At 59.2% G+C, this 25,657-nt stretch carries 21 protein-coding genes; 17 read left to right on the top strand and 4 right to left on the bottom strand.

Annotated elements, in window-relative coordinates; translation table 11 throughout:
- Nucleotides 1-54: 54 nt before the first annotated feature.
- Nucleotides 55-2,535, bottom strand: a complete 2,481-nt coding sequence (locus AAFX04_03475) for a PBP1A family penicillin-binding protein (GenBank protein ID MEO1044482.1) — start codon at nucleotides 2,533-2,535, stop codon at nucleotides 55-57.
- Between the two features lie 196 nt (nucleotides 2,536-2,731).
- On the bottom strand, nucleotides 2,732-4,054 hold the full coding sequence (locus AAFX04_03470; GenBank protein MEO1044481.1) for an N-acetylmuramoyl-L-alanine amidase: 1,323 nt from the start codon (nucleotides 4,052-4,054) through the stop codon (nucleotides 2,732-2,734).
- A gap of 470 nt (nucleotides 4,055-4,524) precedes the next feature.
- Here AAFX04_03470 and AAFX04_03465 point away from each other — a divergent pair, with 470 nt between their 5' ends.
- Nucleotides 4,525-7,185 carry an Rne/Rng family ribonuclease gene (locus AAFX04_03465; protein MEO1044480.1) on the top strand — a complete coding sequence of 887 codons (2,661 nt, stop codon included), beginning with the start codon at nucleotides 4,525-4,527 and terminating at the stop codon, nucleotides 7,183-7,185.
- A gap of 167 nt (nucleotides 7,186-7,352) precedes the next feature.
- Here the strand turns inward: AAFX04_03465 and AAFX04_03460 are convergent, their stop codons facing one another.
- The gene (locus AAFX04_03460; GenBank protein ID MEO1044479.1) at nucleotides 7,353-8,819 is read right to left on the bottom strand and encodes a hypothetical protein; all 1,467 of its coding nucleotides are present in this window, start codon (nucleotides 8,817-8,819) and stop codon (nucleotides 7,353-7,355) included.
- 217 nt (nucleotides 8,820-9,036) lie between these two features.
- On the opposite strand from AAFX04_03460, the gene AAFX04_03455 reads away from it, so the two are divergent.
- The 16 genes from AAFX04_03455 to AAFX04_03380 all read left to right on the top strand — a co-directional run bounded on the left by AAFX04_03455 (nucleotide 9,037) and on the right by AAFX04_03380 (nucleotide 25,021).
- Nucleotides 9,037-10,041, top strand: a complete 1,005-nt coding sequence (locus AAFX04_03455) for a phosphoribosylglycinamide synthetase (GenBank protein ID MEO1044478.1) — start codon at nucleotides 9,037-9,039, stop codon at nucleotides 10,039-10,041.
- Between the two features lie 169 nt (nucleotides 10,042-10,210).
- Nucleotides 10,211-10,996 carry a succinate dehydrogenase iron-sulfur subunit gene (locus tag AAFX04_03450; GenBank protein ID MEO1044477.1) on the top strand — a complete coding sequence of 262 codons (786 nt, stop codon included), beginning with the start codon at nucleotides 10,211-10,213 and terminating at the stop codon, nucleotides 10,994-10,996.
- A 20-nt stretch (nucleotides 10,997-11,016) separates the two neighbouring features.
- Complete coding sequence (locus tag AAFX04_03445; GenBank protein ID MEO1044476.1) at nucleotides 11,017-11,541, top strand: PaaI family thioesterase; 525 nt, start codon at nucleotides 11,017-11,019, stop codon at nucleotides 11,539-11,541.
- A complete protein-coding gene (gene zapE / locus AAFX04_03440) occupies nucleotides 11,538-12,680 on the top strand; it encodes a cell division protein ZapE (protein ID MEO1044475.1) in 1,143 nt (380 codons plus the stop codon). The genes AAFX04_03445 and zapE overlap by 4 nt, the downstream gene beginning before the upstream one ends.
- The gene (locus AAFX04_03435) at nucleotides 12,681-13,256 is read left to right on the top strand and encodes a phosphotyrosine protein phosphatase (GenBank protein MEO1044474.1); all 576 of its coding nucleotides are present in this window, start codon (nucleotides 12,681-12,683) and stop codon (nucleotides 13,254-13,256) included.
- 233 nt (nucleotides 13,257-13,489) lie between these two features.
- Nucleotides 13,490-14,452: a malate dehydrogenase gene (gene mdh / locus AAFX04_03430; protein MEO1044473.1), complete on the top strand. Its 963-nt coding sequence runs from the start codon at nucleotides 13,490-13,492 to the stop codon at nucleotides 14,450-14,452.
- Nucleotides 14,449-14,931, top strand: a complete 483-nt coding sequence (locus tag AAFX04_03425) for a hypothetical protein (GenBank protein MEO1044472.1) — start codon at nucleotides 14,449-14,451, stop codon at nucleotides 14,929-14,931. Before mdh ends, AAFX04_03425 begins: the two co-directional genes overlap by 4 nt.
- 97 nt (nucleotides 14,932-15,028) lie before the next feature.
- Nucleotides 15,029-15,649 (top strand): hypothetical protein, encoded by a 621-nt coding sequence (locus AAFX04_03420; protein ID MEO1044471.1) that lies wholly within the window; start codon nucleotides 15,029-15,031, stop codon nucleotides 15,647-15,649.
- Nucleotides 15,646-16,047: a hypothetical protein gene (locus AAFX04_03415; GenBank protein ID MEO1044470.1), complete on the top strand. Its 402-nt coding sequence runs from the start codon at nucleotides 15,646-15,648 to the stop codon at nucleotides 16,045-16,047. Before AAFX04_03420 ends, AAFX04_03415 begins: the two co-directional genes overlap by 4 nt.
- A complete protein-coding gene (gene sucD / locus AAFX04_03410; GenBank protein MEO1044469.1) occupies nucleotides 16,044-16,934 on the top strand; it encodes a succinate--CoA ligase subunit alpha in 891 nt (296 codons plus the stop codon). Before AAFX04_03415 ends, sucD begins: the two co-directional genes overlap by 4 nt.
- 206 nt (nucleotides 16,935-17,140) lie before the next feature.
- The gene (locus AAFX04_03405) at nucleotides 17,141-19,924 is read left to right on the top strand and encodes a 2-oxoglutarate dehydrogenase E1 component (protein ID MEO1044468.1); all 2,784 of its coding nucleotides are present in this window, start codon (nucleotides 17,141-17,143) and stop codon (nucleotides 19,922-19,924) included.
- 27 nt (nucleotides 19,925-19,951) lie between these two features.
- Nucleotides 19,952-21,187: a 2-oxoglutarate dehydrogenase complex dihydrolipoyllysine-residue succinyltransferase gene (gene odhB / locus AAFX04_03400; protein ID MEO1044467.1), complete on the top strand. Its 1,236-nt coding sequence runs from the start codon at nucleotides 19,952-19,954 to the stop codon at nucleotides 21,185-21,187.
- Nucleotides 21,188-21,199: 12 nt separating this feature from the next.
- The gene (locus AAFX04_03395) at nucleotides 21,200-21,517 is read left to right on the top strand and encodes a hypothetical protein (GenBank protein MEO1044466.1); all 318 of its coding nucleotides are present in this window, start codon (nucleotides 21,200-21,202) and stop codon (nucleotides 21,515-21,517) included.
- Nucleotides 21,518-21,625: 108 nt separating this feature from the next.
- Complete coding sequence (gene lpdA, locus AAFX04_03390) at nucleotides 21,626-23,032, top strand: dihydrolipoyl dehydrogenase (protein MEO1044465.1); 1,407 nt, start codon at nucleotides 21,626-21,628, stop codon at nucleotides 23,030-23,032.
- 77 nt (nucleotides 23,033-23,109) lie between these two features.
- Nucleotides 23,110-24,303: a serine hydrolase domain-containing protein gene (locus tag AAFX04_03385; protein ID MEO1044464.1), complete on the top strand. Its 1,194-nt coding sequence runs from the start codon at nucleotides 23,110-23,112 to the stop codon at nucleotides 24,301-24,303.
- Nucleotides 24,304-24,367: 64 nt separating this feature from the next.
- The gene (locus AAFX04_03380) at nucleotides 24,368-25,021 is read left to right on the top strand and encodes a trimeric intracellular cation channel family protein (protein MEO1044463.1); all 654 of its coding nucleotides are present in this window, start codon (nucleotides 24,368-24,370) and stop codon (nucleotides 25,019-25,021) included.
- On the opposite strand, the gene AAFX04_03375 is transcribed toward AAFX04_03380, so the two are convergent.
- Nucleotides 25,018-25,653 (bottom strand): hypothetical protein, encoded by a 636-nt coding sequence (locus AAFX04_03375; GenBank protein ID MEO1044462.1) that lies wholly within the window; start codon nucleotides 25,651-25,653, stop codon nucleotides 25,018-25,020. The two genes, AAFX04_03380 and AAFX04_03375, sit on opposite strands and share 4 nt — an antisense overlap.
- Between the last annotated feature and the right edge of the window lie 4 nt (nucleotides 25,654-25,657).

The raw sequence follows: 25,657 nt of genomic DNA, 5'->3' as shown, positions 1-25,657 counted from the left end.
GCCGCCAATGTAAAGCGGGCGCTGTGGATGGTTGGGCCGGGACAAGCCGGTAAATCAGTAAATACCGCCCTGCTGTTCCAGGAAGTCATTGTCATCGCGTGGCCTTTCGGTCCGGCGCTGCCGGGTGCGTGTCTCGGCCTTGTTATGCTCGACCACTTCCTCGACCCGCACCGATCGGCGCGGCTCGGTTTCCGGCTTGAACGCTTCCCAGATAATCGATGCCCTGGGGTCGCTGGTTGGCCATTGCCCGAAAACGCGACGCCCGCTGCGTCGTTCGATCCGCACCATGCGAATGCCACGCGGCGCCACAAACTGGCGCACCGGCATATCGGGCAGAACCGCCCGGGCGAATTGCTTGAAGATCGGTGCGGCCAGCGTGCCGCCCTGGGCATAGCCACCCATGTTGCGCGGCGTGTCGAAACCCATATAAACGCCGGCCACCAGATCCGGGGTGCCACCGACAAACCACACATTGGTCGGGCCGTTGGTGGTACCCGTCTTGCCGAATACCGGGCGGTCGAGGTCGCGCAGCGTCTGCGCCGTGCCGCGCTGGACCACACCCTGCAATATGTGGATCATCTGGAAGGCGGTCATCGGATTCATCACCTGCTTGCCTACCGGCTTGAGCCGCGGCATGGGCGAGCCATCATATTCTTCCATACGGCAACCGTCGCAGACGCGATTATCGGCACGATAAATCACCTTGCCATTGCGATCCTGGACATAGTCAATCACCGTCGGTGTCAGCTCACGCCCGTGATTGACAAGGATAGAATAGGCATTGGTCATCCGCTCAACCGTGGTTTCCCCCGCACCCAGCGCGAAGGAAAGATAAGGCTGGTAATCACCGATGCCGACATCGCTGATCGTTTTGACAACATTGCGCATGCCGCTGTCGCTGGCGGCGCGCACCGTCATCAGGTTACGCGACTGCTCGATCCCCCAGCGCATGGTCTGCGAACCGGCACCGCGCGAACCGCCGAAATTGCGGAAACATTTGCGCGCTCTTGCCGCACCGTCATAGACGCAGAAAGTACCGTCGACGATCTTGGTCGCCGGAGTCATGCCATTGTCCAGCGCGGTGGCATAGACGAAGGGCTTGATCGTCGAACCCGGTTGACGTTCGGCCTGGGTCGCGCGGTTGAACGAGCTGACACCATTGTCGAAGCCGCCCTGCATCGCCAGAATGCGCCCGGTATGCGGGCTCTGCACCACCATGCCACCGGATATTTCGGGCACGCTGCGCAGGCCATAGACATTGTCACCGCGCTCCAGCGCCACCGCAATGACATCGCCTGGTTTCAATGAGGAGAAAGCAGTGCCGCCACGCCCGCGGCGCGGCATGCTGGCGGCAGAGGCGGGCAGTGTACCGTTGTCGCCATTGGCGAAGCCGATCAGCGCCTCGCGCCCTTCCTTGCGCAGCACCACCGCGATGCGCCAGTCCTTGTAATTGATGGTGATATTGGCGGAATCGAGAATACCCGACCAGTTCTCGCCAAGCTCGACGGTGTTCACCGGACCAGACCAGCCACGGCCACGGTCATAACGCACCAGCGCATCACGCAGCGCCTTGGTCGCGGTCTGCTGCATGCTGGTGTCAAGCGATGTGCGCACCCACAGACCACCGGAATAGACGCTATAAGGATTGCGGCCGTCATCAGAGCTCTCGCCATAGCGCTCGATCAGCTGACGGCGAACCTCTTCCATGAAATAGCCACCGGCGCTGGCATAGCTGGTGCCACGACGCGGGCGGGTGCCAAGTGGTTGCGCCCGGGCTGCCTGCATCTCCGCTTCGGTAATCCAGCCATTTTCCTGCATTTCACCGAGCACCCAGTTGCGCCGGTCAAGCGCGGCCTGGGCATTGGTTTCCGGGCGGTAATTGGATGGTCCCTTGGGAAGAATTGCGAGATAGGCCGACTCAGCCAGTGTCAGATCACCGACATCCTTGTGGAAATAGGCCTGCGCCGCCGCCTGTACGCCATAGGCATTGCGGCCGAGGAAAATCTCGTTGAGATAAAGCTCGAGAATCTCCTCTTTGGTCAGGGTGTCTTCAATGCGATAGGCGAGGATCGCCTCGCGGATCTTGCGGGTGATCGCATATTCGTCATCGAGCAGCAGATTCTTGGCAACCTGCTGGGTGATGGTCGATCCGCCCTTGGCTCTCTGACCGCTGCCGATCTTGCTGACATAATCGACCACCGCGCCGACAACGCCGGGATAATCAAGCCCGCCATGGGTAAAGAACGTCTTGTCCTCGGCGGCGAGATAGGCGTTGACCAGCTTTTCCGGAAAATCGACATATTGCAGCTGCACCCGGCGCTGGCGCGCAAAGCTGTTGACGATCTCGCCATCGACGCCGCGCACCATGGTCGGCACCGCCGGTTCATAGTCGAGCAACGTTTCCACCGATGGCAGGTTACGGGCAAATATCAGCCAGAATATCAATATGCCCAGCAGAATCAGGCCGAGCAGATAGACGAGCCAGCGCACCGGCCGTCGCTGCCACAACAGCCCCAGCCGCTCGCGTGCTCCCATGGCCTGCCGCTTGAGGCGATAGGCAAAATCCGATGTATCTTCGCCCCCGGGGCCGGGAGCAACAGCACCACTCTCACTCATGCGTCGCCGATTAGCACAGCCAATCTGAACGTTTCCAGCATGAATACGGATACAACCGATAAATCAGGGAAAGTTTTTACGCTACCGCCCTGTCAGCGCGAGGCCGACCACAGCCTCAGCGCATGGCCAGCTGGCGTGCGAAATAGACCTGCACTGCACTGGCGACCGACTTTGCAATCTGCGTCTGACCTTCTTTGGACTTCAGCATGCGCACATCGTTGGCATTAGTGAGATAACCGGTTTCGAGCAGGATAGAGGGCACGTCTGGAGCTTTGAGCACAACAAAAGATGCAAAGCGATGTGCTTCTGAACGGAAACGCATCCGATCGCTGCCTTCCCGCACCAGCAGTTTGGCGAAATCTGCCGACAGGTTCATGGTCTCACGCTGGCGCAGATCAATAAGGATCGGGCTCACACTTTTCGGAGTCTGAGCAAGATCAAGACCGCGTATGATGTCTGCTTTGTTCTCCCTCGCAGCCAGCTTCTCTGCTTCGCGGTCAGACGCAACCTCTGAGAGAGTATAGACCGTAGCGCCGCGTGCCCCTTGATTGCTGGCAGCGTCGGCATGAACCGAGATAAACAGGTCTGCACCCAGCCGTCGCGCAATGCTGAAGCGCTCGCTAAGCACGAGATATTTATCGCTATCCCGGGTCAACGCAACTCTGAAGCGGCCCGACGCAAGCAATTGTTCTCGAATAGCAAGCGCAATTGTAAGCGCGACATTCTTTTCATATGTGCCATCATGCGGGCTGATTGCCCCCGGATCATGGCCACCGTGACCGGCATCGATAACTACTAAAGGACGGCTGCTATCTCTGGGCCCAAGCACATCAGGTAGATCTACTTGCGATTTGGATGCAGGCAACGCGACCGTAACGCTATAAGGCTTGCGCACAGGTTTGGCGCGAAAACCGATTGGTGGTGAAAATTCTTGCGTGTTGGGCAGTTTTGCAGCCGAAGCGCCCGCATTGCCATTGCGTGCAAGTGACAGGTGCAGCTGCCGTCCATCCGACGAAAAATAGCCTGAGCTGATTACCGCTGGTACATCGAGATCGAGCACGATACGTGCGGTGTCCGGCTGGAACTGCGCTGCACGAACCGAGCGCACTGTACCTTTGGCAGTGAAGTTTTTGCTCCGTGTCGTCGCGCCGCGTACATCAATGGCAATACGATCAGGGCCGCGCAGCGTGAAACTACGGGCATCGACCACCAGACCGTCAAAGCTGATGGTCAGCTTGTCACCGCGTAGCGTTACATCCTCAACCTCACCGCCATGTGCAAGCCCCGGAGTTAGTAATGCCAATAATGCAGTCAGGATAACCATGGCTTGACCTTTATGGCGCATGGCATCGCTTTTGGTCCAGTGTAATTTCACCGCAATCCCTTCCTCGAACACGATGAAAACGCTGTTAAGCAAAAGCCTGTAAGAAGCTGTCAAATGACACGGTTAACGGCGAATTCACCGTGTTTTCCAGCTGCAGGCACCGGCGAGCATTGGCGCAAAGAAACCGCTTTGCAGGCGTGTCATTTTTGTTGCGGGACGGCATTTGTGGTGCTAGCAAAATTGTCAGGGGATGTATCCGGATACCACAAGTGTTTTGGCCAAGCCCCTCATAACGCCCTGTTTTCCAGAACGGGGATAGACAGGTTGACGCTGAATGACACTTCCCGCCCACCGCCAGCAATCGCGCTGTAATGCAGCGGCGATGATGCTCGCGGGCAGGCATGACGGCACAATGCCGGGAATGGATATTCAGGCAGACACACAGCCCCGGCATCACCATGCCGGAGATTTCCGAACCACGATCCGGCCTTTTGCCCATTTTTACCGGCGGCCGGAGATTGCCAACAGAACATCGCGCGGCAGCGTGGCAGGTCCACCTGCCGCCGCGATGTGGAGACTTTATCATGACAACGCGTATGCTGATCGATGCGCGCCACCAGGAAGAAACCCGGGTGGCGGTAATCAAGGGAAACCGCATTGAAGAGTTCGACTTTGAGTCGGCTGAACACAAACAGATAAAAGGCAATATCTACCTCGCCAAAGTGACCCGGGTAGAGCCCTCGCTTCAGGCGGCCTTTGTCGATTATGGCGGCAACCGCCACGGCTTTCTGGCGTTTTCCGAAATTCACCCCGACTATTACCAGATTCCCAAGGAAGACAAGGACGCGCTGCTGGCCGAGGAAGCGGCGCATGCCGCCGAGGAGGCCGCCTTGCGCGCCGCCGAGGAAGAGCGCGGCGAGACCAGCGAGGATGACGAGGGTGATTACAGCCGGGCCTTTGCCGATGAACTGGCGGAAGATCACGGGCCACTCGATGAAAAGGCGGAGCAGGCGCTGAGCGACCCGGAGGCACCGGAATTGCCCGACGACGATGAGGATGAAGACGAGGACGAGAACGAAAGTGGCGATGACGGTGCAAATGGCGACGCCGAAGCATCGGACACTGCCGATAGCGAAGACAGCGATAGCGGCAAGAAAAAGCGCCGTGGCGGTCGCTCGCGTCGCGGCAATCGCCGTGGCAAGGGTGCCGCTCGCGCCAGCGATGAAGTGCGCAGCAAGCGCATGGCCCTGCGCCGCCGCTACAAAATCCAGGATGTGATCCATCGCCGCCAGGTCGTTCTGGTGCAGGTGATGAAGGAAGAGCGTGGCAACAAGGGTGCGGCACTCAGCACCTATCTGTCGCTTGCCGGACGCTATTGCGTGCTGATGCCCAACAGCGCCCATGGCGGCGGCATCAGCCGCAAAATCTCCAGCGCCAGCGACCGCAAGCGGCTGAAAAGCATCATTGCCGAGCTCAATCTGCCTAACACCATGGGCTGCATTGTCCGCACCGCCGGCCTGTCGCGCACCAAGACCGAGATCAAGCGCGATTTCGATTATCTCGCACGGCTGTGGGACGGCATTCGCGACAAGACGCTCAAGGCCTCTGCACCGGCGCAGATTCATAGCGACAGCGACCTGATAAAGCGCGCCATCCGCGATATCTATAATCGCGAGATTGAGGAGGTGATGGTCGAGGGCGATGACGGCTATCGCGCCGCCAAGGACTTCATGAAATTGCTGATGCCGAGCCATGCGCGGCGGGTGAAGCATTATTCCGACCCGATCCCCCTGTTCCAGCGCTATGGTGCCGAGGACCAGCTCAACGCCATGTATGAGCCGGTGGTACAGCTCAAATCGGGTGGTTATCTGGTGATCAACCCGACCGAAGCGCTGGTCTCGATCGACATCAACTCGGGCCGCTCGACCCGCGAACATGGCATCGAGGCAACGGCCGTCAGCACCAATCTGGAAGCCGCGCGCGAAATCGCACGTCAGTTGCGGCTGCGCGATATGGCGGGTCTAGTCGTCATCGACTTTATCGACATGGAACGCAGCGGCAATATCCGCAAGGTCGAGAAGGCGATGCGCGATGCGCTGAAATCGGATCGGGCACGAATTCAGGTCGGTCGGATTTCCGGCTTTGGCCTGCTCGAGATGAGCCGCCAGCGATTGCGCACGGGTGTCCTTGAGGCATCAACCCGTACTTGCCCGCATTGCAACGGTACCGGGCTGGTACGCACCGCCTCGTCCTCGGGACTTGCTGCGCTGCGGATGCTCGAGGAAGAGGCCGCCAAGGGCAAGGGCTCGCAACTGGTGATGCACACCAGCCAGGAAGCCTCGATCTATGTGCTCAACAACAAGCGCGCCGGTATCACCGATATCGAGCAGCGCTATGGCGTTTCTATCGAGATCCTGCCGACCGGCGATGCCGAAGGCGCCAAGATGACGGTCGAGGTCAGCGGACCCAAGCCGGGTATTACCGTGGACTATGCGCCCATCATCGATACCGATGAGGAAGAAGAAGCGGCACCAGAAGTGCGCGACGATGAAGACACCGAAGATCGCCCCAAGCGCAAGCGTCGCCGCCGCAGCCGCCGTGGCAAGCGCGGTGGTCGTGATCGCCGCGAGGACAGTGCCGATAACGCCCAGTCGCAGGAATCCGAAGACGCTTCGGCCGAGGCACAGACTGTCCAGGAGGATGACGAGGCACAGCAAGAAAAGCCCAAACGTCCGCGTCGCAGCCGCCGCCGCAAGAACGATGATGCGCCCACAGCGGAAGAACAGGCCGAGAGTGGTGATGGTGAAAAGGCCGCAACCGGGGGCGCTGATGACCCTGAGGGCGAAGAAAAGCCGAAAAAGCGTACACGCCGGCGCAAAAAGGCCGACAGCGATAGTGGCGATATAATCAGTGATGAGGGCGCCAAAGCGGAAACCGCCGAGGAAAAACCCAAAAGGCGGCGGCGCAAAAAGACCGACAGCGACGCTGAGACGAATGGCTCTGCAGAGGCAGCCCCTGAGGCGGCCCCAGAAACAACCGAGGAAAAGCCCAAAAAGCGGCGCACCCGCAAGAAGGCTGCGGCCAAGAGTGCCGATGACGAAACCGGAACTGCCGAAGTTAGTGGCGAAAAACCCGTCGACGACAAACCCGCAACCGCCCCGGCGGCCAATGACGCCAATGGCGACAGCAGCGATGCCGATGGCAAGCCGAGAAAAGGCTGGTGGCAGCGGACTTTCGGCAATTGACGCAAAGGTAACGCTATCCTGCTTTCCATATCTGTCGGAGCGTGATCGCGCTTTGCTTAACCGTCATTGCGAAGAGCGAAACGACGCGGCAATCCAGAGCAGCTGCGCGCCGCTCTGGATTGTTTCGCTATGCTCGCAATGACGTGGAATATGTAGTGCTGTTATAGCTACTGCGCCGCCATCGGCGCGGCTCTGGTGGTGTAATAGGCGCCTGCGATCGCGTCCATATCGGCTTCCAACTGAGCTGCAATCGCTGCGTCATCGAGTGTTGCGAGCCGCACCATTTGCGGCATCGAAAGACCAATGCGCAGCGTTCCGGCATGACCGCCTTTGGCTATCTTGCGGCAACGCACCGGCTGGCCGAGCCGAACGCCACGTCGCATCATGCCCTGATGGATCACAGTCGCTGCAGCGAAGTCGATGCGCGCATTATCGTGATCATCGGGACCGCCATTGAGATCGAACGTGACCAGTGTCTGCATCTCAATCGGATGGGTGATCGCGTCGAGCTGATGATGCGGGGCATAGGCGAGAATCCGGTGTCCTTCTATACGGTCGATCAGCGATCCCGTCGCCTTTTGGAATATACCGACCATGCGCATAATATCGGCCATGGCAAGTTGCTGGAAACGTGTCAGTTCGAACAGTGAGGCACTGAGCCGCAGCACCAGGCCGAGATTGCCGCTGTCCGGCAATATGTCACGCCCCGGCCACGCGGTCGGCCATTCGGCACGATGGAAAATCCGGGCATAGCCCTGTGGCATCGGCGCCGCCTTGGCCATCAGCAAGGGCGGCACGACGGCAAAGCCGTTAAACGGCGGCCCACCCATGAATTTCGACCCAGTGAGCAACACCAGCATGTCGCGCTCAAGATAGGCCTTGAGCGCCGCAGTGGTAATCCGCGCCTGACAGGCATCGACGACAAAGGCAATGCATTCGCCATAATCGGCGCGCAACGCATCCACATCGTCGAGCACCGGCAGGATCAGCCCGGTCTTCGACCCGTGCACGACATGCAATACCGGCTTTTCGCCGCGCGCCAGCGCCGTTTCTACAGCCTTGCGCATTGCGACGGTCATGGTCGCGCTGTCATGCGCCAGACCATCCGCATCACGCACCGGGATTTCGCTCATCGTCACCGGCGGCAGCCCTTCGACTACATCACCCTTTCGACTGGGCAGGCCGAGTGACGTCTGCGCCGCGAAATACTGGCCCTGAGCGCTGTAGATACAGCCACTGCCGACCTCATCGGCACCGAGCAGGATATTGTGCACCGGGGCACGATCCGCCCCTGCCGCCACCAGCAGCGCAATATATTCGAGATCGGTGCCCGAAGCGGCGAAGATCACCTGATTGTCGTTCCCCAGCTGATAAGCGGCGCGCAATTCGGTGCGAATGCGCTCAAGCTCATGCGCATATTCAACACCATTGACGGTACTGTCTTTCGTGACCTGCGGCCAGCGTGACCGCAGATAGCGCCAGGCATCGCGGCTGATATCGTTCGCTGTCGACGAGGCATAGGCAATGGTGTCACGCGGATAAGGCGTGGCGAAATAGCGATTGGTACCCGTCTCCGGGTCAACCGTAATCCGTTCGTCGCCGCCTTGCGTCAGCAGATATGCCAATGGCTCCATAATGATTCTGCCCTTCTTCCGGTCCCAGTCCCGCCCTGTTAGACCGGGCGCACGGGCGAAACAATCTTCTGCGGACATAGCGACAGGCTTTCGCGATGGCCGGTATTTTCCCAAATTGCACTTTGCGCAAAAGACTCTAAATGAAGGTCCGAGGGCCGCATGCAGAATACAGCTTTACGTAGCGACCCGTCCCGATTCTGACGGAGAACATTCGAAAATGACCAGCTATCCGCAGCCGCTGCAGATCAACCCGGAAGTGCGTGAGCGCATTCGCCTGCTGTTCATCGCCAAGCATGCGCTGGGCGATGGTAGCCTGCATGCCGAAGATGGCAATCATGCAGTCTATCACCATGAGGTGCGCACCATTCTCGAAAGGCTGTTCCCACAGCTGCTGCTGGCCAACAGCTATGATGCGCTGTTCGAGAAGCCCGAGGCGGATTTCCTGTTCCCGCTGCTCAATCGTGGCGGCTTCGTCAACAGCGAGATGTTCCTGCCGCTGCTGTGTCAGCGTATCGGTCTGCCCTATCTGGGTGCAAGCCCGATCCTGCGCGGTCTCTCCGACGACAAGCATCTCAGCAAGCTGGTGGCGCGCAATCGCGGTATCCCCACCGCCGACTGGGCGATTTACCGCCATGGCGCCCCTGTCGAGGAGCGCAAATGCCCGATGGCCGAACGCATGGTGATCAAGCCCAACGCTTCCTCCGCCAGCTGGGGGGTGCAAGACGCGCATGACTGGCCCGGGGTGAAGGAAGCCGTCGCCAATATCCATGGAGAGGGCCATGACGCGATTGTCGAACCTTTCCTCAACGGCAGCGATGTCGAAGTGCCGGTGGTCACCATCAGTGACCAGCCGGTAATCCTGCCGATGATGCTGTTCGAGCAGACCGACCCGGAGCATCTGCGTACCTATTGGGAAAAGCGCGACTTGGTCGAACGGGGCCATAAATACCAGCTGGTGCATTTTGAAAATCCCGATTTCACCGCACCGATTGCGACCCATACCCTGAACCTGGCGCAGGAATTCCTGCCCTTCGACTATGGCCGTTATGAATTCCGCTTCGACGAAGCCACGGGAACGCTGAACTTTCTCGAGCTCAACCTCAATTGCAATTTATGGTCGGAGAAGGTGTTCGGCCAGTCGGTCAAGCGCGCCGGCTGGAGCCAGGAACAGCTGATCGAGACCATTGTTGCCGAAAGCCTGCGCCGCAACGGTCTGTTATAGCCGTCCCATGCCGCTACGGCGCGCATATGCGATGGCCGAGCCATGCCGATGATACGCAAAATGGGCTGGCAAACAGCGACAATTCGCCTTAGATAGCGGTCACGGACAATAACGGCAAAACCGTAGGTGACCGGTGGTTCTGCACCGGCGGAAAGACTGAGGGATCATCATGGCGACCTTTACATTGCCCAAGAACAGCAAGATTTCCGGCAAGGGCAAAAGCCATGCCGCAGGCGGCGATGGCAAGAACACCAAGATTTTCAAAGTCTATCGCTACGATCCCGACAGCGGTGAAAATCCCCGCTATGACACATTTGCCATCGATCTCGACGAATGCGGACCGATGGTCCTCGACGCACTGATCAAGATGAAGAGCGACCAGGACTCGACCCTGACCTTCCGCCGCTCCTGCCGCGAAGGCATTTGCGGCTCGTGCGCGATGAATATCAATGGTCGCAATGGTCTTGCCTGCACCACCGCGATCGAAGACTGCAAAGGCGAAGTGCGCATCACTCCGTTGCCGCATATGGAAGTGATCAAGGACCTGGTGCCCGACTTCACCCATTTCTACGCGCAATATGCCTCGATCAAACCCTGGCTGCAGACAATGACGCCGGAGCCTTCGGGCAAGGAACGGCTGCAGAGCCCGGAGGACCGGGAGAAGCTCGACGGCCTGTATGAATGCATATTGTGTGCCTGCTGCTCGACCAGCTGCCCCAGCTATTGGTGGAACAGCGACAAATTCCTTGGCCCGGCAATATTGCTTCAGGCCTATCGCTGGCTTGCGGACAGCCGCGACGAGATGACAGGTGAGCGGCTCGATGAGCTGGAGGACCCGTTCCGGCTCTATCGCTGCCACACCATTATGAACTGCGCCAATGTCTGCCCCAAGGGCCTGTCTCCGGCCAAGGCCATTGCCGAAACCAAGAAAATGGTGGCCGAACGGCATATCTGACCCAGATATGTGAGGCGCATATGCAAGACGCCACGGCGAATATCGAAGACGATCAATGGTTTATCAGTCAGCCTGTGCCCGATCGGCCGGGCTGGTCGACTTGGGCTCCGCGCGACACTGATAATTACAACGCGTTTCTCGGCATAATGCACAAGCGCGCCGGAGGTGACGGCCTGCCCGACACCATGGCGCGGGTACGGATGTTCCCTGAACGCCGGCACCGCAATCTTGGTGATGTTGTGCATGGCGGCACGATGATGGGCTTTATCGATTGCGCACTGTTCGGTGCAATGCGGGTGCTGCGGCTGGGTCAGGCGGGACCATCGGTGACTGTCGAATTGCAGACCCATTTTGTCGGCCCAGCACAAATGGACAGCCATCTGGAAGCACAGGTGGAAGTGATCCGCGAAACCGGCAGCATGCTGTTCATGCGTGGACTGGTTGTGCAGGGCGAGGATGACAGGGCGGTGGCCAGCTTCTCCGCAATCGTCAAGAAAGCGGGCGCCAGGAAAACAGACCAGAGCATATCACGGCAATCGGCATGAGGGATGCGCCGGTCTCCATCGATGCGCAATATCGCAAGATGCTCGACAATGACGAGCTGAAGCCCGATCCCGACCAGCAAAATACTGTTACTTCACTCAACCGCTTGCAGCAGGAACTGGAAGCTGTGCCGCCGCGCGGATCAATGCTGTGGCGGGTATTCGGCAAGAAACCCGAACCATTGCGCGGCATCTATATGTGGGGGGGAGTCGGGCGCGGCAAATCAATGCTGATGGATCTGTTTTACGACAGCCTCGCTATTGAACGCAAACGCCGGGTACATTTTCACGAGTTCATGCAGGAAATCCATGGCCGGATTAAGGAACAGCGCAAAAAGGCCGAGGGTGATCCGATCGTGCCGGTGGCCGAAGCGCTGGCCGGGGAATGGCGGCTGATCGCCTTTGATGAGATGGTGGTCAACAACAGCGCCGATGCGATGATCATGTCGCGGCTGTTCACCGCGCTGATCGAAGCCGGAGTCACCATCGTCACCACCTCCAACCGGCCACCCGATGATCTCTATAAGGATGGCCTCAACCGCGAGCATTTCCTGCCCTTTATCGCCCTGTTGCATGATCGGCTTGAGGTGCTGTCGCTTAACGGCCCGACCGATTACCGGCTCGACCGTATGGCCGGCAGCAAAAGCTGGCACAGTCCGGCGGACGACACTGCCACAACCGCATTGCGCGAGACCTTTTTCCGCCTCACCGACTATCCACCCGAAGATGCCGCCAAGGTGAAAACCGCAACGCTGGATATTCCTGGCGGGCGAACCCTGCATGTGCCCAAGTCGCTCAAGGGTGTTGCGGTATTCTCGTTCAAGCGGCTGTGTGGCGAACCGCGTGGCGCTGCGGACTATCTGTGTATCGCGCGGCATTATCACACGGTTCTGATCGTTGGCATTCCCAGGCTGGGGCCGCAAAATCGCAATGAGGCCGCCCGTTTTGTTACCCTGATCGACGCGCTTTACGAGCAGCGGGTCAAGCTGTTCGCCAGCGCTGCAACCGAGCCGGATCAGCTCTACACCGAGGGCGACGGCAAATTCGAGTTTGAACGCACCGTTTCACGGCTGATGGAGATGCGCTCGGACACTTATTTGGCGCTCGGCCATGGCAGCCGCGAGACGGCAGAGGTGGCCTAGATGGCGCTGGCCGAGACCATCAGCCGCAATTTCGGCAGCTGGCGCGGTTTCGGACGACTGATACTGTCCTATCCGCAGGCGCTGGTGCTGGGCCATGGCCTGTCGAGCAAACCCGAAGATGTGTCGCGGCTGGTATTTGTTTGCCATGGCAATATCGGCAGCAGCGCCTTTGCCGAAGCGGTGTGCCGCAAGCGCGGAATCAACGCCGCCTCTTTCGGCGTTGCAGCAGCAGCGGGGGAACCTGCCGACCCGGTGGCACAGAAAATCGCCCGCGACGATTTCGATATCGACCTGATCTGGCACCGTGCCAGCGACACCCGTTTTCATGCCCTGCCCGGCGACCTGCTGCTGGCGATGGAGGTCCGACAGCTCAACCGCATTGCCAATCTGCCTGCCCTTTCCATCCCGCCGCGGGCGCTGCTTGGCAGTATCATCGGCGTGCCGCATATCCATGACCCTCTGGGCAAGCCGGAAGACTATTATCGCATCTGCTTCAACCGCATTGTCAGAGCGGTTGACCGGCTGGAAACGCGCTTTCCCGGTTTGAAGGCGAAAGCGGCGGCAACACCAGTCTGAAGAGCAATATCCGAGCCCTGAAAGTGTATCGGTACAAACAGGCTATGGCAAGTAATTGCTATTAGTTCTCATTATTAATAACCGCTGTAAATTAGCCATTTTGATGGTTGAAAATCCACACAATCAACAGTAGGTCGGCTATATGTTCCAAACGGGCAATCGCCCGCAAACCGCATCATTCTGCAAAGCTGTAGTTTCTCTCTGTTTTATCCCGTTAAATGAAAGGCATAGACATGGCCCGCAACAAAATCGCGCTGATTGGCGCTGGCATGATCGGCGGCACCCTCGCCCACCTCGCCGCAATGAAGGAAATGGGTGATGTCGTCCTGTTCGACATTGCCGAGGGCATGCCAGAGGGCAAGGCGCTTGATCTGGCCCAGGCAGGCCCGGTCGAAGGTTATGACGCGAAGCTGAAAGGCACCAATGACTATGCCGATATCGCCGGTGCCGATGTCATCATTGTAACCGCCGGTGTGCCGCGCAAGCCGGGCATGAGCCGCGATGACCTGCTCGGCATCAACCTGAAGGTGATGAAGGCCGTTGGTGACGGCATCAAGGCGCATGCGCCGGATGCGTTTGTCATCTGCATCACCAACCCGCTCGACGCCATGGTCTGGGCGCTGCGCGAATTTTCCGGCCTGCCGCACAACAAGGTGGTCGGCATGGCCGGCGTGCTGGACAGTGCGCGCTTCCGTCACTTCCTCGCCGAGGAATTCGACGTATCGGTCGAGGATGTCACCGCATTCGTGCTTGGCGGCCACGGCGACACCATGGTTCCGGTCCCGGCCTATTCAACGGTGGCCGGTATTCCCATTCCCGACCTGATCAAAATGGGCTGGTCGACCCAGGAGAAGATTGACGCGATTGTCGCGCGCACCCGTGCAGGCGGTGGAGAGATCGTCAAACTGCTGGGTAATGGCTCGGCCTATTATGCTCCAGCGACGAGTGCGATCATGATGGCCGAGAGCTATCTCAAGGACAAACGCCGCGTACTGCCCGCCGCAGCGCATCTCACCGGTCAATATGGCGTCGATGATCTCTATGTCGGCGTTCCGGTGGTAATCGGCAAGGACGGCGTGGAGAAGGTCGTCGAAATCGAACTCGGCGACGAAGCGAAAGCCAATTTCCAAGTCTCGGTTGATGCCGTCAAGGAACTGCTTGAGGCGTGCAAGGGGTTAGACGCGAGCTTGGCATGATGCGTTCTGCAATAGCTGGTCTGCTGGGCCTCTTTCTGCTGTCGTCGCAGGCGTCGGCACAGTTAAGGACGGCTCCGCTGCCGCATATATTTGAGAGCTATAATGCATGCTTTGCAGCGACACCGCAGAGCGGCTTGGACCCGAAAGCACTCGAAAGCCTTGGCTGGAACAGAGCAACGATTGAAGCCGACGGAGAAAAGCAGGAAACCGGTCTCATCATTTTTGGTCATGCCGAATATGCGCCATTGATCATTCTGAGCGCTGAAAGTGGTAGCGGGATATGCTCCGTAACGGCCAAGCTATCCGACGCTGGCGATTATGACCAGTTCCTCGCAGCCTTTGGCGACGCTTTGCCCGAGGCTGACAAGGATGGGAATATAACCTTCAGAGCCCAGGGCCATTTGGTTCAGCTTGCCCGAACCGGTTCTAGAAGTGACCCTGCCATGCGGGCCATAATCCTGACACCGGAGGCAAATTGATGCCGACCCTCGCAAACCGGAACAGCAAGGTCTTCACACAGGAGGCGGCAGGCAATATCGCAACTGAAACTTGCGATGGCGTGGAGGTGAGGCTGGCGTGAGCCTGACTGCCGCTCTTTTGCTGGCGACCAGCACGCCATTGGCGGTCCAGGATGTGGCTGACCAGCCATATCCGCTGGATGCGGTATTGCAGGCTTTTGCCACGGCCTGCGCCACTGTCGAGGACCCGGCTGTCAATATCGCTGCGGTCAAGGCCGGTGGCTGGGAAGCCTATACGCCGGAGAGCGACACGATAATGGGCAGGATCATCGCCTTTGGCCGTAACGCGGTCGAGAATGAGACACTGGCAGAAGGTGAGGAGCCGACAGAAATCCTCGATAACGGGGTGTATCGCCAAGAAGTGGCAGGCCGCTCCCTCCATCTCGTCCTGTCGGGCGCGAAAGTGGGCACTGTCACCACCACCGGATGTCGCCTCTATGATTTCGAAGCAACTATCGAACCCGAAGCAACAGCCCTCGAAAGATGGGCCCGCCGCGCACCGGATGCGGAGACCCGCCCGATCGAGAACATGGCGGTCTGGACATGGAATGGCGGCATGAAACCGGGCCATTTCGACATGCAGATCTATTTTGTACAACCCGGCGCAACGCTGCCCGGAAATTTGCCGATAACGGGGCTTGTTCTCACCGCAAGCAGCATGGAGATTGAAGGACTATGAGCATCATCCGTGCTTTCCTAATCTCGCTCGTTGCGCTTGCCCTGGTTCCGGTCACATCGGCGCTGGCACATCCCCAGGGCCATCGCGATACGCGCCTTGTCGTGCTCAATCGCGCCGGTGAGAATTGGGATGACAGGGAAGAGGCCACAGAAGAAATCAACCAGCATGCCGCTATTTATTTCAGGCTCGCTGCAGAGGGCCAGATCGTTGTTGGCGGCAATCTCCGCGGCGAATCGCCGCTTGGCATTTCGATCTTCGCAAAAGATGTCGATCGCGAGGAGATACGGGCCATCCTCGAAAGCGATCCTGCGGTCCAGCGCGGCATTATCGCGCTCGACTTCCGCGAATGGGACATACAATTGGGTGAATTTCCGCAAGAGGAAAAGGATAAGAAATGAGCATTCTCGTTAACAAGGACACCAAGGTCATCACCCAGGGGATGACCGGCAATACCGGTACTTTCCACACCGAACAGGCGCTGGCCTATGGCACGCAGATGGTCGCCGGCGTGACCCCCGGCAAGGGCGGCACCGAGCATCTGGGCTTGCCCAATTTCGACACCGTCGCCGAGGCGAAAGAGGCTACCGGTGCCGATGCTTCGGTCATCTATGTTCCGCCACCCTTTGCTGCCGATTCGATCCTTGAAGCCATTGACGCTGAAATCCCGCTGATCGTTGCGATTACCGAGGGTATTCCGGTGCTCGATATGGTCCGCGTCAAGCGCGCGTTACAGGGCAGCAAGTCGCGGCTGATCGGCCCCAACTGCCCCGGCGTCCTCACCCCGGATGAATGCAAGATCGGCATTATGCCGGGTTCGATCTTCAAAAAGGGCTCGGTCGGCGTCGTCTCGCGTTCGGGCACCCTCACCTATGAAGCGGTCCACCAGACCACGGCGGTTGGCCTTGGCCAGACCACTGCGGTCGGCATTGGCGGCGATCCGGTCAACGGCACCAACTTTATCGACGTGCTCGAGCTTTTCCTCGCCGATGATGATACCAAGTCGATCATCATGATCGGCGAGATCGGTGGCAGCGCCGAAGAAGAAGCCGCGCAGTTCCTTGCCGATGAAACCAAGGCGGGTCGCTCCAAGCCGACTGTCGGCTTTATCGCCGGTCGCACCGCACCTCCGGGACGCCGCATGGGTCATGCCGGTGCCATCGTATCCGGCGGCAAAGGCGGCGCGGAAGACAAGATTGCGGCGATGGAAGCTGCTGGCATCCGCGTTTCGCCAAGCCCGTCCGAACTCGGCACCACACTCGATGCGATGCTGAAAGAGACGGTGTAACGATGATTTCCTTCTCCCTTCAAGGGAGAAGGATAGGGAGCCTCGGCCGCCGTAGCTTTAGCGTAGGTGGCTTAGGTGATCTTGGATGAGGGTGTACGATATCTCAAACACCGCACACCCTCTCCTAACTGCGACTAAGACGCTTCGCGTCTAAGTCTTCGTATTCCTCTCCCTTGAAGGGAGAGGAGAAGCAGGTTGGAAGTGAAATGACCGATTTTGAATGGAATGGCACCCAGGAACCCGAGCCCGGCCCAAGCTGGGAACGGAGCCATTGGCCGCTCGACATGGATGATGATCTGACCTCTGCGCTCGACCCGACGCAGATGGAAGCCATGGTCAAAGCCTCGGCAAAAAAGTCCGGGGACAGCATCGCATCGGCGGATCTCGCCTATGAAGCGGAAAAATCCATTCGCGCCATGATGCTGATCCGCACCTATCGCGTGCGCGGCCATCTGGCGGCCAATCTTGATCCGCTCGGTCTGTCCAAGATCGAACTGCCTGCCGACCTGACGCCCGAATTTCATGGCTTCAAGCCCGACGAGCTTGACCGCCCGGTCTATCTCGGTGGTGCCATGGGTTTCGAAAAAGTCACGGTCAACCAGCTTATTGCGACGCTGCACGCTAATTATTGCGGCAATGTCGGCCTCGAATATATGCACATATCCGATATCGAGGAGCGGCGGTTCTTTCAGGACCGGATGGAGGGTGCAGACAAGGGCATCGAATTTACCGCCGAGGGCAAGAAAGCCATTCTCTCCAAGGTGATCGAGGCCGAGCAGTTTGAGAATTTCCTCGGCAAGAAATATGTCGGCACCAAGCGTTTCGGCCTTGACGGTGGCGAGTCCATGGTCCCGGCGCTTGAAGCGGTGATCAAATATGGTGGCCAATATGGCGTACGCGAAATCGTCTATGGCATGCCGCATCGTGGCCGATTGAACGTGCTCGCCAATGTGATGGCCAAGCCCTATCGCGTCATCTTCCATGAATTTTCCGGCGGCAGCGCCAATCCCGATGATGTTGGCGGCTCGGGCGATGTGAAATATCACCTCGGTACCTCGACCGACCGCGAATTTGACGGCATTTCGGTGCATATGTCGCTGGTTCCCAACCCGTCGCATCTCGAGGCGGTGAACCCGGTGGTGCTCGGCAAGGTACGGGCACAGCAGGTCCAGCGCGATGACATTGATGACAATGATGAAGTGCTGCCCGTTTTGCTGCACGGCGATGCCGCTTTTGCCGGACAGGGCATTGTCTGGGAGTGCCTCGGCTTCTCAGGCATCCGCGGGTACAATACCGGCGGATGTATCCATTTTATCGTCAATAACCAGATCGGCTTTACCACCAGCCCGCAATTTGCGCGCTCCTCGCCCTATCCTTCCGATGTGGCCAAGGGGGTTCAGGCGCCGATCCTCCACGTCAATGGCGATGACCCGGAAGCGGTGACTTTTGCCTGCAAGCTGGCGATCGATTTCCGCCAGAAATTCCACCGCGATATTGTCATCGACATGTGGTGCTATCGCCGCTTCGGCCATAATGAGGGCGATGAACCGAGCTTTACCCAGCCGCTGATGTACAAGGAAATCCGGCAGCACCCCAAGGTGAGCAAGCTCTATGGCGACCGGCTGATCAGCCAGGGTGTTATCGACCAGCAGTGGATGGATGATACCGCCAAAGCCCAGACCGACGAGATGGAAGAGCAGTTCCAGGCCGCTAAGAGCTATAAGCCGAACAAGGCCGACTGGTTCGCAGGACGCTGGTCCGGGCTGAATATTCCGGCCGACCCGGAAACCGCGCGACGCAATGTCGAAACCGGCATCGAGAAGAAACTGCTCGACAGTTTGGGGCAGACACTGACCACTATCCCGGACAATGTGAACGTCCACAAGACACTGGCACGGATTATCAAGGCCAAGGGAAAGATGTTTGCCGATGGTGCCGGCTTCGACTGGGCCACCGCAGAGGCTCTGGCTTATGGCTCGTTGCAGAGCGAGGGCTATAATGTCCGCCTGTCGGGGCAGGATTCCGGCCGTGGTACTTTCTCCCAGCGCCATGCCGTCTGGGTCGATCAGGAGGATGCCAGCCGCTACATTCCTTTAAACAATGTGCCGCATGGCGATTTCGAGGTGCTCGACAGCCCGCTGTCCGAATATGGCGTGCTCGGCTTTGAATATGGCTATGCCATGGCCGATCCCAAGACGCTGGTATTGTGGGAGGCGCAGTTCGGCGATTTCGCCAATGGCGCGCAGATCATGATCGACCAGTTTATTGCATCGGGCGAAGCCAAGTGGCTGCGTGCCAATGGTCTCGTCCTGCTGCTGCCGCATGGTTATGAGGGTCAGGGACCGGAGCACAGTTCGGCGCGTCTGGAGCGTTTCCTGCAGCTCTGCGCCGACGACAATATCCAGGTGTGCAACATCACCACCCCGGCCAATTATTTCCATGTGCTGCGGCGCCAGATGCACCGCAATTTCCGCAAACCGTTGGTGATCATGACGCCGAAATCGCTGCTACGGCACAAAATGGCAGTCTCCAGCGCTGAAGAATTTACCGGCGACAGCCATTTCATGCGCATCAAGTCGGATACCAGCCCGCCCAAGGACGAAGATATCAAGCGGCTGGTGCTGTGTTCGGGCAAGGTCGCCTATGACCTCATCGAAGCGCGTGATGCGTCGGGTGACACAAACACCAGCATCGTTCGCATCGAGCAGCTCTACCCCTTCCCCGGCGAGCCACTGGTGGTACGTCTGAAGCGCATGAAGAATCTGGAAACCGTGGTCTGGGCGCAGGAAGAACCGAAAAACAATGGCGCATGGAGCTTTGTCGATCCGCTGATTGAGGAGTGCCTCGCCGAGGCCAAGGTCGGACCGGCCCGGGCAGTCTATGCCGGCCGCGCCGCTTCGGCTTCGCCGGCGACGGGACTCGCCAAACGCCATGCCGAACAACAAAAAGCGCTGGTCGCACAAGCTCTGGGCCATGCAGCGCCGCAATAATCGCCGCCATAAGGAAAGACTGAGCATATGAGTATCGATGTTACCGTCCCCCAGCTGGGCGAATCCATTACCGAAGCGACTGTAGGCGAATGGCTGAAGCAGCCCGGAGACGCCGTTGCCGCCGATGAACCGGTGGCCAGCCTCGAGACCGACAAGGTCTCGGTCGAAGTCCCCGCCCCGGCTGCAGGGGTGATGGGTGAACACGCCGTCGCCGAAGGTGATACCGTCGAAGTCGGCGCGCTGATCGCTACCATCGACACCGATGGAAGGGCTGCACCCAAAGCGGCTCCGGCAGCAGAAAAGACGGCAGCACCTGCCGCTGCTCCGACAGAGGAAGCACCTAGCGGCGAAGTTCCCACCCTGTCCCCGGCGGTGCGCCGGCTGGTATTGGAGCATGGCGTTGACCCGACCAAGATCAAGGGCACTGGCCGCGATGGCCGCCTGACCAAGGAAGATGTTCTCGCCGCCGCGAACCGGGCCGATGACCCTGTCCCTGGCGGATCGGCAAATGTCGCAGTAACCGATGTCGGCAATCCGCCGGACAAGCCCGGGGCCAAGCTGCGCGAGGTTGAGCGGGTGCGCATGACCCGTATCCGCCAGACCATCGCCAAGCGACTCAAATCGGCCCAGGACAATGCCGCACTGCTCACCACCTTCAACGATGTCGACATGACCGCGGTGATGGAAACGCGCGCCAAATATAAGGACCTGTTCGAGAAGAAGCATGGCGTCCGCCTCGGCTTTATGGGCTTTTTCACCAAAGCTGCCTGTCTCGCACTGAAGGACGTGCCTGCGGTCAACGCGCAGATCGAGGGCGATGAGATCGTCTATCACAATTATGCCGATATTTCGGTCGCGGTCAGCGCGCCCAATGGCCTGGTCGTGCCGGTAATCCGCAATGCCGAGAGCCTATCCTTCGCCGACATTGAAAACACCATTGGCGATTTCGGCAAGCGCGCCAAGGCGGGCACGCTGAAAATGGAAGAAATGCAGGGCGGAACCTTTACCATTTCCAATGGTGGCGTGTTCGGATCGCTGATGTCGACCCCGATCATCAACCCGCCACAATCTGCCGTACTCGGCTTGCACCGCATCGAAAAACGCCCGGTGGTGATGCCCGACGGCTCGATCGCCGCACGGCCGATGATGTATCTCGCGCTGAGCTACGACCATCGCCTGATTGACGGCAAGGAAGCAGTGACGTTTCTTGTGCGCATCAAGGAAGCAATCGAGGATCCGGCGCGGCTGCTGATTGATTTGTAAGGACCAGCACTCATGCAAAAGCTCATCAAGGCATCAACTCTCTGCGCGATATGTGCGCTTTCCCTGACGGCTTGCGGAGAAGAATTCTCCAAAGGCTTCAAGGAGGGAGCCTTGCCTGCTTTCGTTGAGACATGCACGACCGAGGCAGTAAAAGCCGGAACCCCGAAGCCAGTCGCCGATGCGCTCTGCCAATGTACAGGCGAACGCGCGATTGAAGAACTCGATATTTCCGATTTCATCACCGGCGATGAAGACAAGTTCATGCCCTTCATCGAGCAGTGCACAAGCGAGCTGTTTGATGAAGCAGGCAATTTGAAGGCTGCCAATTGATTTTGAATTTCATGTCCCAGCTCGGGCTGAGCTTGTCGAAGCCCTGTCTTTCCTGGGGATATGATGAAAAACGGCCCTTTGACAGGCTGAGGGCGAACGGAGTTAGAGATGAGCAACGAATTCGACTATGACGTACTGGTAATCGGTTCTGGCCCAGGTGGTTATGTCGCCGCTATTCGCGCTGCACAGCTTGGCCTGAAGACCGCCTGTGCCGAGAGCCGCGATACTCTGGGTGGTACCTGCCTCAATGTCGGCTGTATCCCGTCCAAGGCGTTGCTGCATGCATCAGAGCTTTACGAAGAGGCGCATAGCGGCGCGCTGGAGAAATTCGGCATCAAGTTGAGCGGCGCCAAGCTCGACCTGTCGCAGATGATGTCAGAAAAGGACAAGGCAGTTGGCGAGCTTACCGGCGGCATCGAGTTTCTGTTCAAGAAGAACAAGGTGACCTGGATCAAGGGCCTGGCCAGCTTCGAGGATGCTCATACCGTCAAGGTGGGCGATGAAACGGTGCGGGTGAAGAATATCGTTATCGCCACCGGCTCGTCGGTGACCCCGCTTCCGGGTGCCGAGATCGACAACGCCAAGGGCATCGTCGTCGACTCCACCGGGGCACTGTCGCTGCCCAAAGTGCCCGAGCATCTGGTGCTGATCGGCGGCGGGGTCATCGGGCTGGAGCTCGGCAGCGTCTGGCGGCGTCTGGGTGCAAAGGTCACCGTAGTCGAATATCTCGACCAGATCCTGCCCGGCATGGACGGCGAAGTCCGCAAGGAATCGGCCAAGATTTTCAAGAAGCAGGGCTTTGATATCAAGACCTCGACCAAGGTCACCGGTGTTACCATCAAGGGCAAGAAAGCCACGGTGACGGTCGAACCGGCCGCTGGCGGCGATGCCGAGGAAATGACCGCCGATGCGGTGCTGGTGTGCATTGGCCGCAGCCCGAATACCGAGGGACTGGCGCTGGAAAAGGCCGGTCTGGCTACCAATAATCGCGGCCAGATCGAGGTCAATCACGATTTCGCAACTTCGGTGCCCAATATCTACGCCATTGGCGATGTTATTCCCGGCCCGATGCTGGCGCACCGCGCCGAAGATGAAGGCATTGCGGTGGCCGAGAACATCGCTGGCCAGACCGGCATCGTCAATCACGACCTGATTCCCGGCGTGGTCTATACCCACCCGGAAATCGCCAATATCGGCAAGACCGAGGAAGAGCTGAAAGAGGCAGGCGTCAACTACAAAAAGGGCAAATTCCCGTTCATGGGCAATAGCCGCGCCAAGACCAATCGCGACACTGACGGCTTCGTCAAGGTTCTCGCCGATGCCGAAACCGATCGGGTTCTCGGCGTGCACATCATCTCGTCGCTCGCCGGCACGATGATCGCCCAGATAGTGCAGGCAATGGAATTCGGCGCGACCAGCGAGGATATCGCCTATACCTGCCATGCCCATCCGACGCACAGCGAAGCGGTGAAGGAAGCGGCCATGGCAGTCACCGGCAAGCCGATCCACATTTAGGCCCGATGCCATCGCATAGACATTGACATCTAGCCCCTCTAGTGTTTTACAACACTAAATCACTAGAGGGGGTTGTCATGCAATCTGTCTATCAGGGCGCTGTTGCCATGCTTCTGGCGAGCAGCATAGTCTTTACTCCCGTGTCGCTCGCAGCAGTTGAGCAACAGGCGCAGGAGCCATCACTCGGGAGTGATGTAGATGTCGCTGCACTTGCTGCGGCGGCTGGCAAAGTTGCGGAACAACCCAATGTCGGCGGCGTTGCCATTGGCGTGATCCGCAATGGCAAGCTGGTGCATACAGCTTATGCTGGCGAGGCAGCACCGGGCGTAGCGGTAACCGGGGATCATTGGTTCAACACCGCATCGGTCGCCAAAACCCTGATCGCGGAGACCGTTCTGCACCTCGTCGCGCGCGGTGCCATGGGCCTTGATGATCCGATTGGAGAGCATTTCCGCCATCCGCACCTCACTGATGATCCGCGCTACGACCTGCTGACCCCGCGCCTCATCCTGTCGCATCAAACAACACTCAGAAACTGGCCCGATAGCTATGATGACAACCGCCTCGCCTTTCTCGGCCAGCCGGGTAACGGCAAGATCAGCTATTCCGGCGCCGGGATCGAGATCCTCATGCGCTATCTCGAAGCGCGGTTCGGAACGACTTACCCCGAACTTGTAGAAACGGAATTGTTCAAGCCGCTTGGCATCACCGGGATCAGTGTTGGCCGTAGCGCCGCCGTCGAGGCCAATGTGGCGCACGGCGTCAACAGCGATGGTGAATGGCAGGATGCCTTTCGCCGATCACAGGGCGGCAGCATCATCGAGGTGGATGACTACAGCGCTGCCGACAATATGTACGCCACCGTTCCCGGCTATGCCTCGCTGATCTCAGCGCTGGTCGCAGGAACCGGATTGCCACCCCATCTCATTGCCGAGCGTCAGCGACTGCTGTCTTCGGGCTCCGAACGCGATCTGGGCTATGATTGTCCCCCCGATATCGGCTTTTGCCCGGACCGTTTCGGCTATGGCCTGGGCTGGGCGGTTTTCGAGCATGACGGCCTGACCGTACTCAACCATGGCGGCAATGATTTCGCGGAACATGCTCAGGTCTATTACAATCCGAAAAGCGGTGATGGCCTGGTGCTGTTCGTGACGGGCGGCAATGCTTTCCGGCATGGGCTGGAGATCATTGCCGCGGTTGATCCGGAGCTGCCAATGTACCGCTATTATCGCGCATTGATCGCCTCTATGCAGGCGCGGCAGGGCGGCTGACAATCGCGGCACAGCCGGGTAAATCAGGGCTGGATTTCTGGCGTCGGGCGCTTAACAGGGCGCCATGGCAACACCGCTTCCCTCCACCGAGATTATCGGCCCAATCCTGACCGCGCTCGACCTGTTCGGCATTGCGGTATTTGCCGCTTCCGGCGCGCTGGCAGCGGCGCGCAAGGGTCAGACACTGGTGACATTCAGCTTCTTCGCGCTGGTCACCGGTGTAGGCGGTGGCACCATTCGCGACCTGCTGATTGGCGCACCGGTCTTCTGGATTGTCGACAGCCGCATATTGATCGTCATCTTTGCCGTGGTCGCGGCGATCTGGATCACCCCCGAACGCTGGTGGAAGGGGCGGATGCTCGACTGGTTCGACGCGGCGGGGCTGGCCGCCTATGGCGTATTCGGCGCGGCCAAGGCGCTGGAATATGGCATCGCGCCATTGCCGGCCATGGTGATGGGCGTGGTTACCGCCTGTGTCGGCGGCGTGATCCGCGACGTGCTGGCAGGTGAGCCATCGATCCTGCTTAAGCCCGAGCTCTATGTCACGGCCGCAGCGCTGGCCGCCAGCCTGTTCGTGCTGCTCGAAAGCCTGGGCGTAATGGCCCCTGTGGCCGCGCTGATCGCGGCAATATCCGGCTTTGCACTGCGCGGCATTGCCATCCAGTTCCAGCTCGGCCTGCCACGCTATCGCGGTGGCGAAGCCGAACAGGACGGCTAAAACTCTTCCGCGCTGTTGCCGGTGCCGATCTGGACATAGTCGATCTGTCCGGCGGTGACACCGCACAGGAAGCTGTCGCGGCCATTGGGATAGGCCAGCAGTCCCTCGACCCGCCAGCCATTGCCGTCGCGGGCAACAGTGGTGATGCGGTCGATCCGGGCGTCATTGCCCGCCTGTCCCTGCACTGCAAAGCTGCACTGGTCAGCCGCCTCGCTAAGCTCGCTCGCGCCCGAACGCCGATCATCGAAGCGGCGATCATCAAAGCGCGGATCAATCCGGGGATCGGGGCGCGGCACTTCGCGCACCACGACATCGCGGTCGCGACGGCGGTTATTGTTGCTGGCGGCACTGGCAATGGCGACAATGCCACCCAGGATCAGCGCCCCCGCCAATATGTCGCCACCGCGCACACCACGGCGGCAACGACCCCAGCCGCAACGGCGCCCGCGACGCCAGCGGTCGGCGGTTTCGTCCGACGGATCCCATTGCGCGCCTTCAATCGGGTTCTGGCGCAGTTGCTGCAGGTCATAGGACTGCTGTATCCCGGCACTGACCGGTGCGGCCTGGGCCGGCGCAGCCATGGTAACCGCCGCCGCCATCATCAGTCCGCCACTGAGTGTTTTGGTAATCATAATC

This window comes from Pseudomonadota bacterium (genome assembly GCA_039818985.1).
Taxonomy (GTDB): domain Bacteria; phylum Pseudomonadota; class Alphaproteobacteria; order Sphingomonadales; family Sphingomonadaceae; genus Alterisphingorhabdus.
Note: the sequence above shows the minus strand (reverse complement) of the source record. Positions and strands in the feature narration are given on the sequence as shown.

Bases quoted from the DNA above. Each gene is read 5' to 3' on its own strand.
- AAFX04_03425 (MEO1044472.1), top strand. From the start codon at position 14,449: ATGATGCGTTCTGCAATAGCTGGTCTGCTGGGCCTCTTTCTGCTGTCG.
- AAFX04_03435 (MEO1044474.1), top strand. From the start codon at position 12,681: ATGGCGCTGGCCGAGACCATCAGCCGCAATTTCGGCAGCTGGCGCGGT.
- AAFX04_03460 (MEO1044479.1), bottom strand. From the start codon at position 8,819: ATGGAGCCATTGGCATATCTGCTGACGCAAGGCGGCGACGAACGGATT.
- odhB (MEO1044467.1), top strand. From the start codon at position 19,952: ATGAGTATCGATGTTACCGTCCCCCAGCTGGGCGAATCCATTACCGAA.
- sucD (MEO1044469.1), top strand. From the start codon at position 16,044: ATGAGCATTCTCGTTAACAAGGACACCAAGGTCATCACCCAGGGGATG.
- AAFX04_03385 (MEO1044464.1), top strand. From the start codon at position 23,110: ATGCAATCTGTCTATCAGGGCGCTGTTGCCATGCTTCTGGCGAGCAGC.
- mdh (MEO1044473.1), top strand. From the start codon at position 13,490: ATGGCCCGCAACAAAATCGCGCTGATTGGCGCTGGCATGATCGGCGGC.
- AAFX04_03415 (MEO1044470.1), top strand. From the start codon at position 15,646: ATGAGCATCATCCGTGCTTTCCTAATCTCGCTCGTTGCGCTTGCCCTG.
- AAFX04_03455 (MEO1044478.1), top strand. From the start codon at position 9,037: ATGACCAGCTATCCGCAGCCGCTGCAGATCAACCCGGAAGTGCGTGAG.
- AAFX04_03465 (MEO1044480.1), top strand. From the start codon at position 4,525: ATGACAACGCGTATGCTGATCGATGCGCGCCACCAGGAAGAAACCCGG.
- AAFX04_03475 (MEO1044482.1), bottom strand. From the start codon at position 2,535: ATGGGAGCACGCGAGCGGCTGGGGCTGTTGTGGCAGCGACGGCCGGTG.
- AAFX04_03375 (MEO1044462.1), bottom strand. From the start codon at position 25,653: ATGATTACCAAAACACTCAGTGGCGGACTGATGATGGCGGCGGCGGTT.
- AAFX04_03380 (MEO1044463.1), top strand. From the start codon at position 24,368: ATGGCAACACCGCTTCCCTCCACCGAGATTATCGGCCCAATCCTGACC.
- zapE (MEO1044475.1), top strand. From the start codon at position 11,538: ATGAGGGATGCGCCGGTCTCCATCGATGCGCAATATCGCAAGATGCTC.
- AAFX04_03405 (MEO1044468.1), top strand. From the start codon at position 17,141: ATGACCGATTTTGAATGGAATGGCACCCAGGAACCCGAGCCCGGCCCA.
- lpdA (MEO1044465.1), top strand. From the start codon at position 21,626: ATGAGCAACGAATTCGACTATGACGTACTGGTAATCGGTTCTGGCCCA.
- AAFX04_03445 (MEO1044476.1), top strand. From the start codon at position 11,017: ATGCAAGACGCCACGGCGAATATCGAAGACGATCAATGGTTTATCAGT.
- AAFX04_03395 (MEO1044466.1), top strand. From the start codon at position 21,200: ATGCAAAAGCTCATCAAGGCATCAACTCTCTGCGCGATATGTGCGCTT.
- AAFX04_03450 (MEO1044477.1), top strand. From the start codon at position 10,211: ATGGCGACCTTTACATTGCCCAAGAACAGCAAGATTTCCGGCAAGGGC.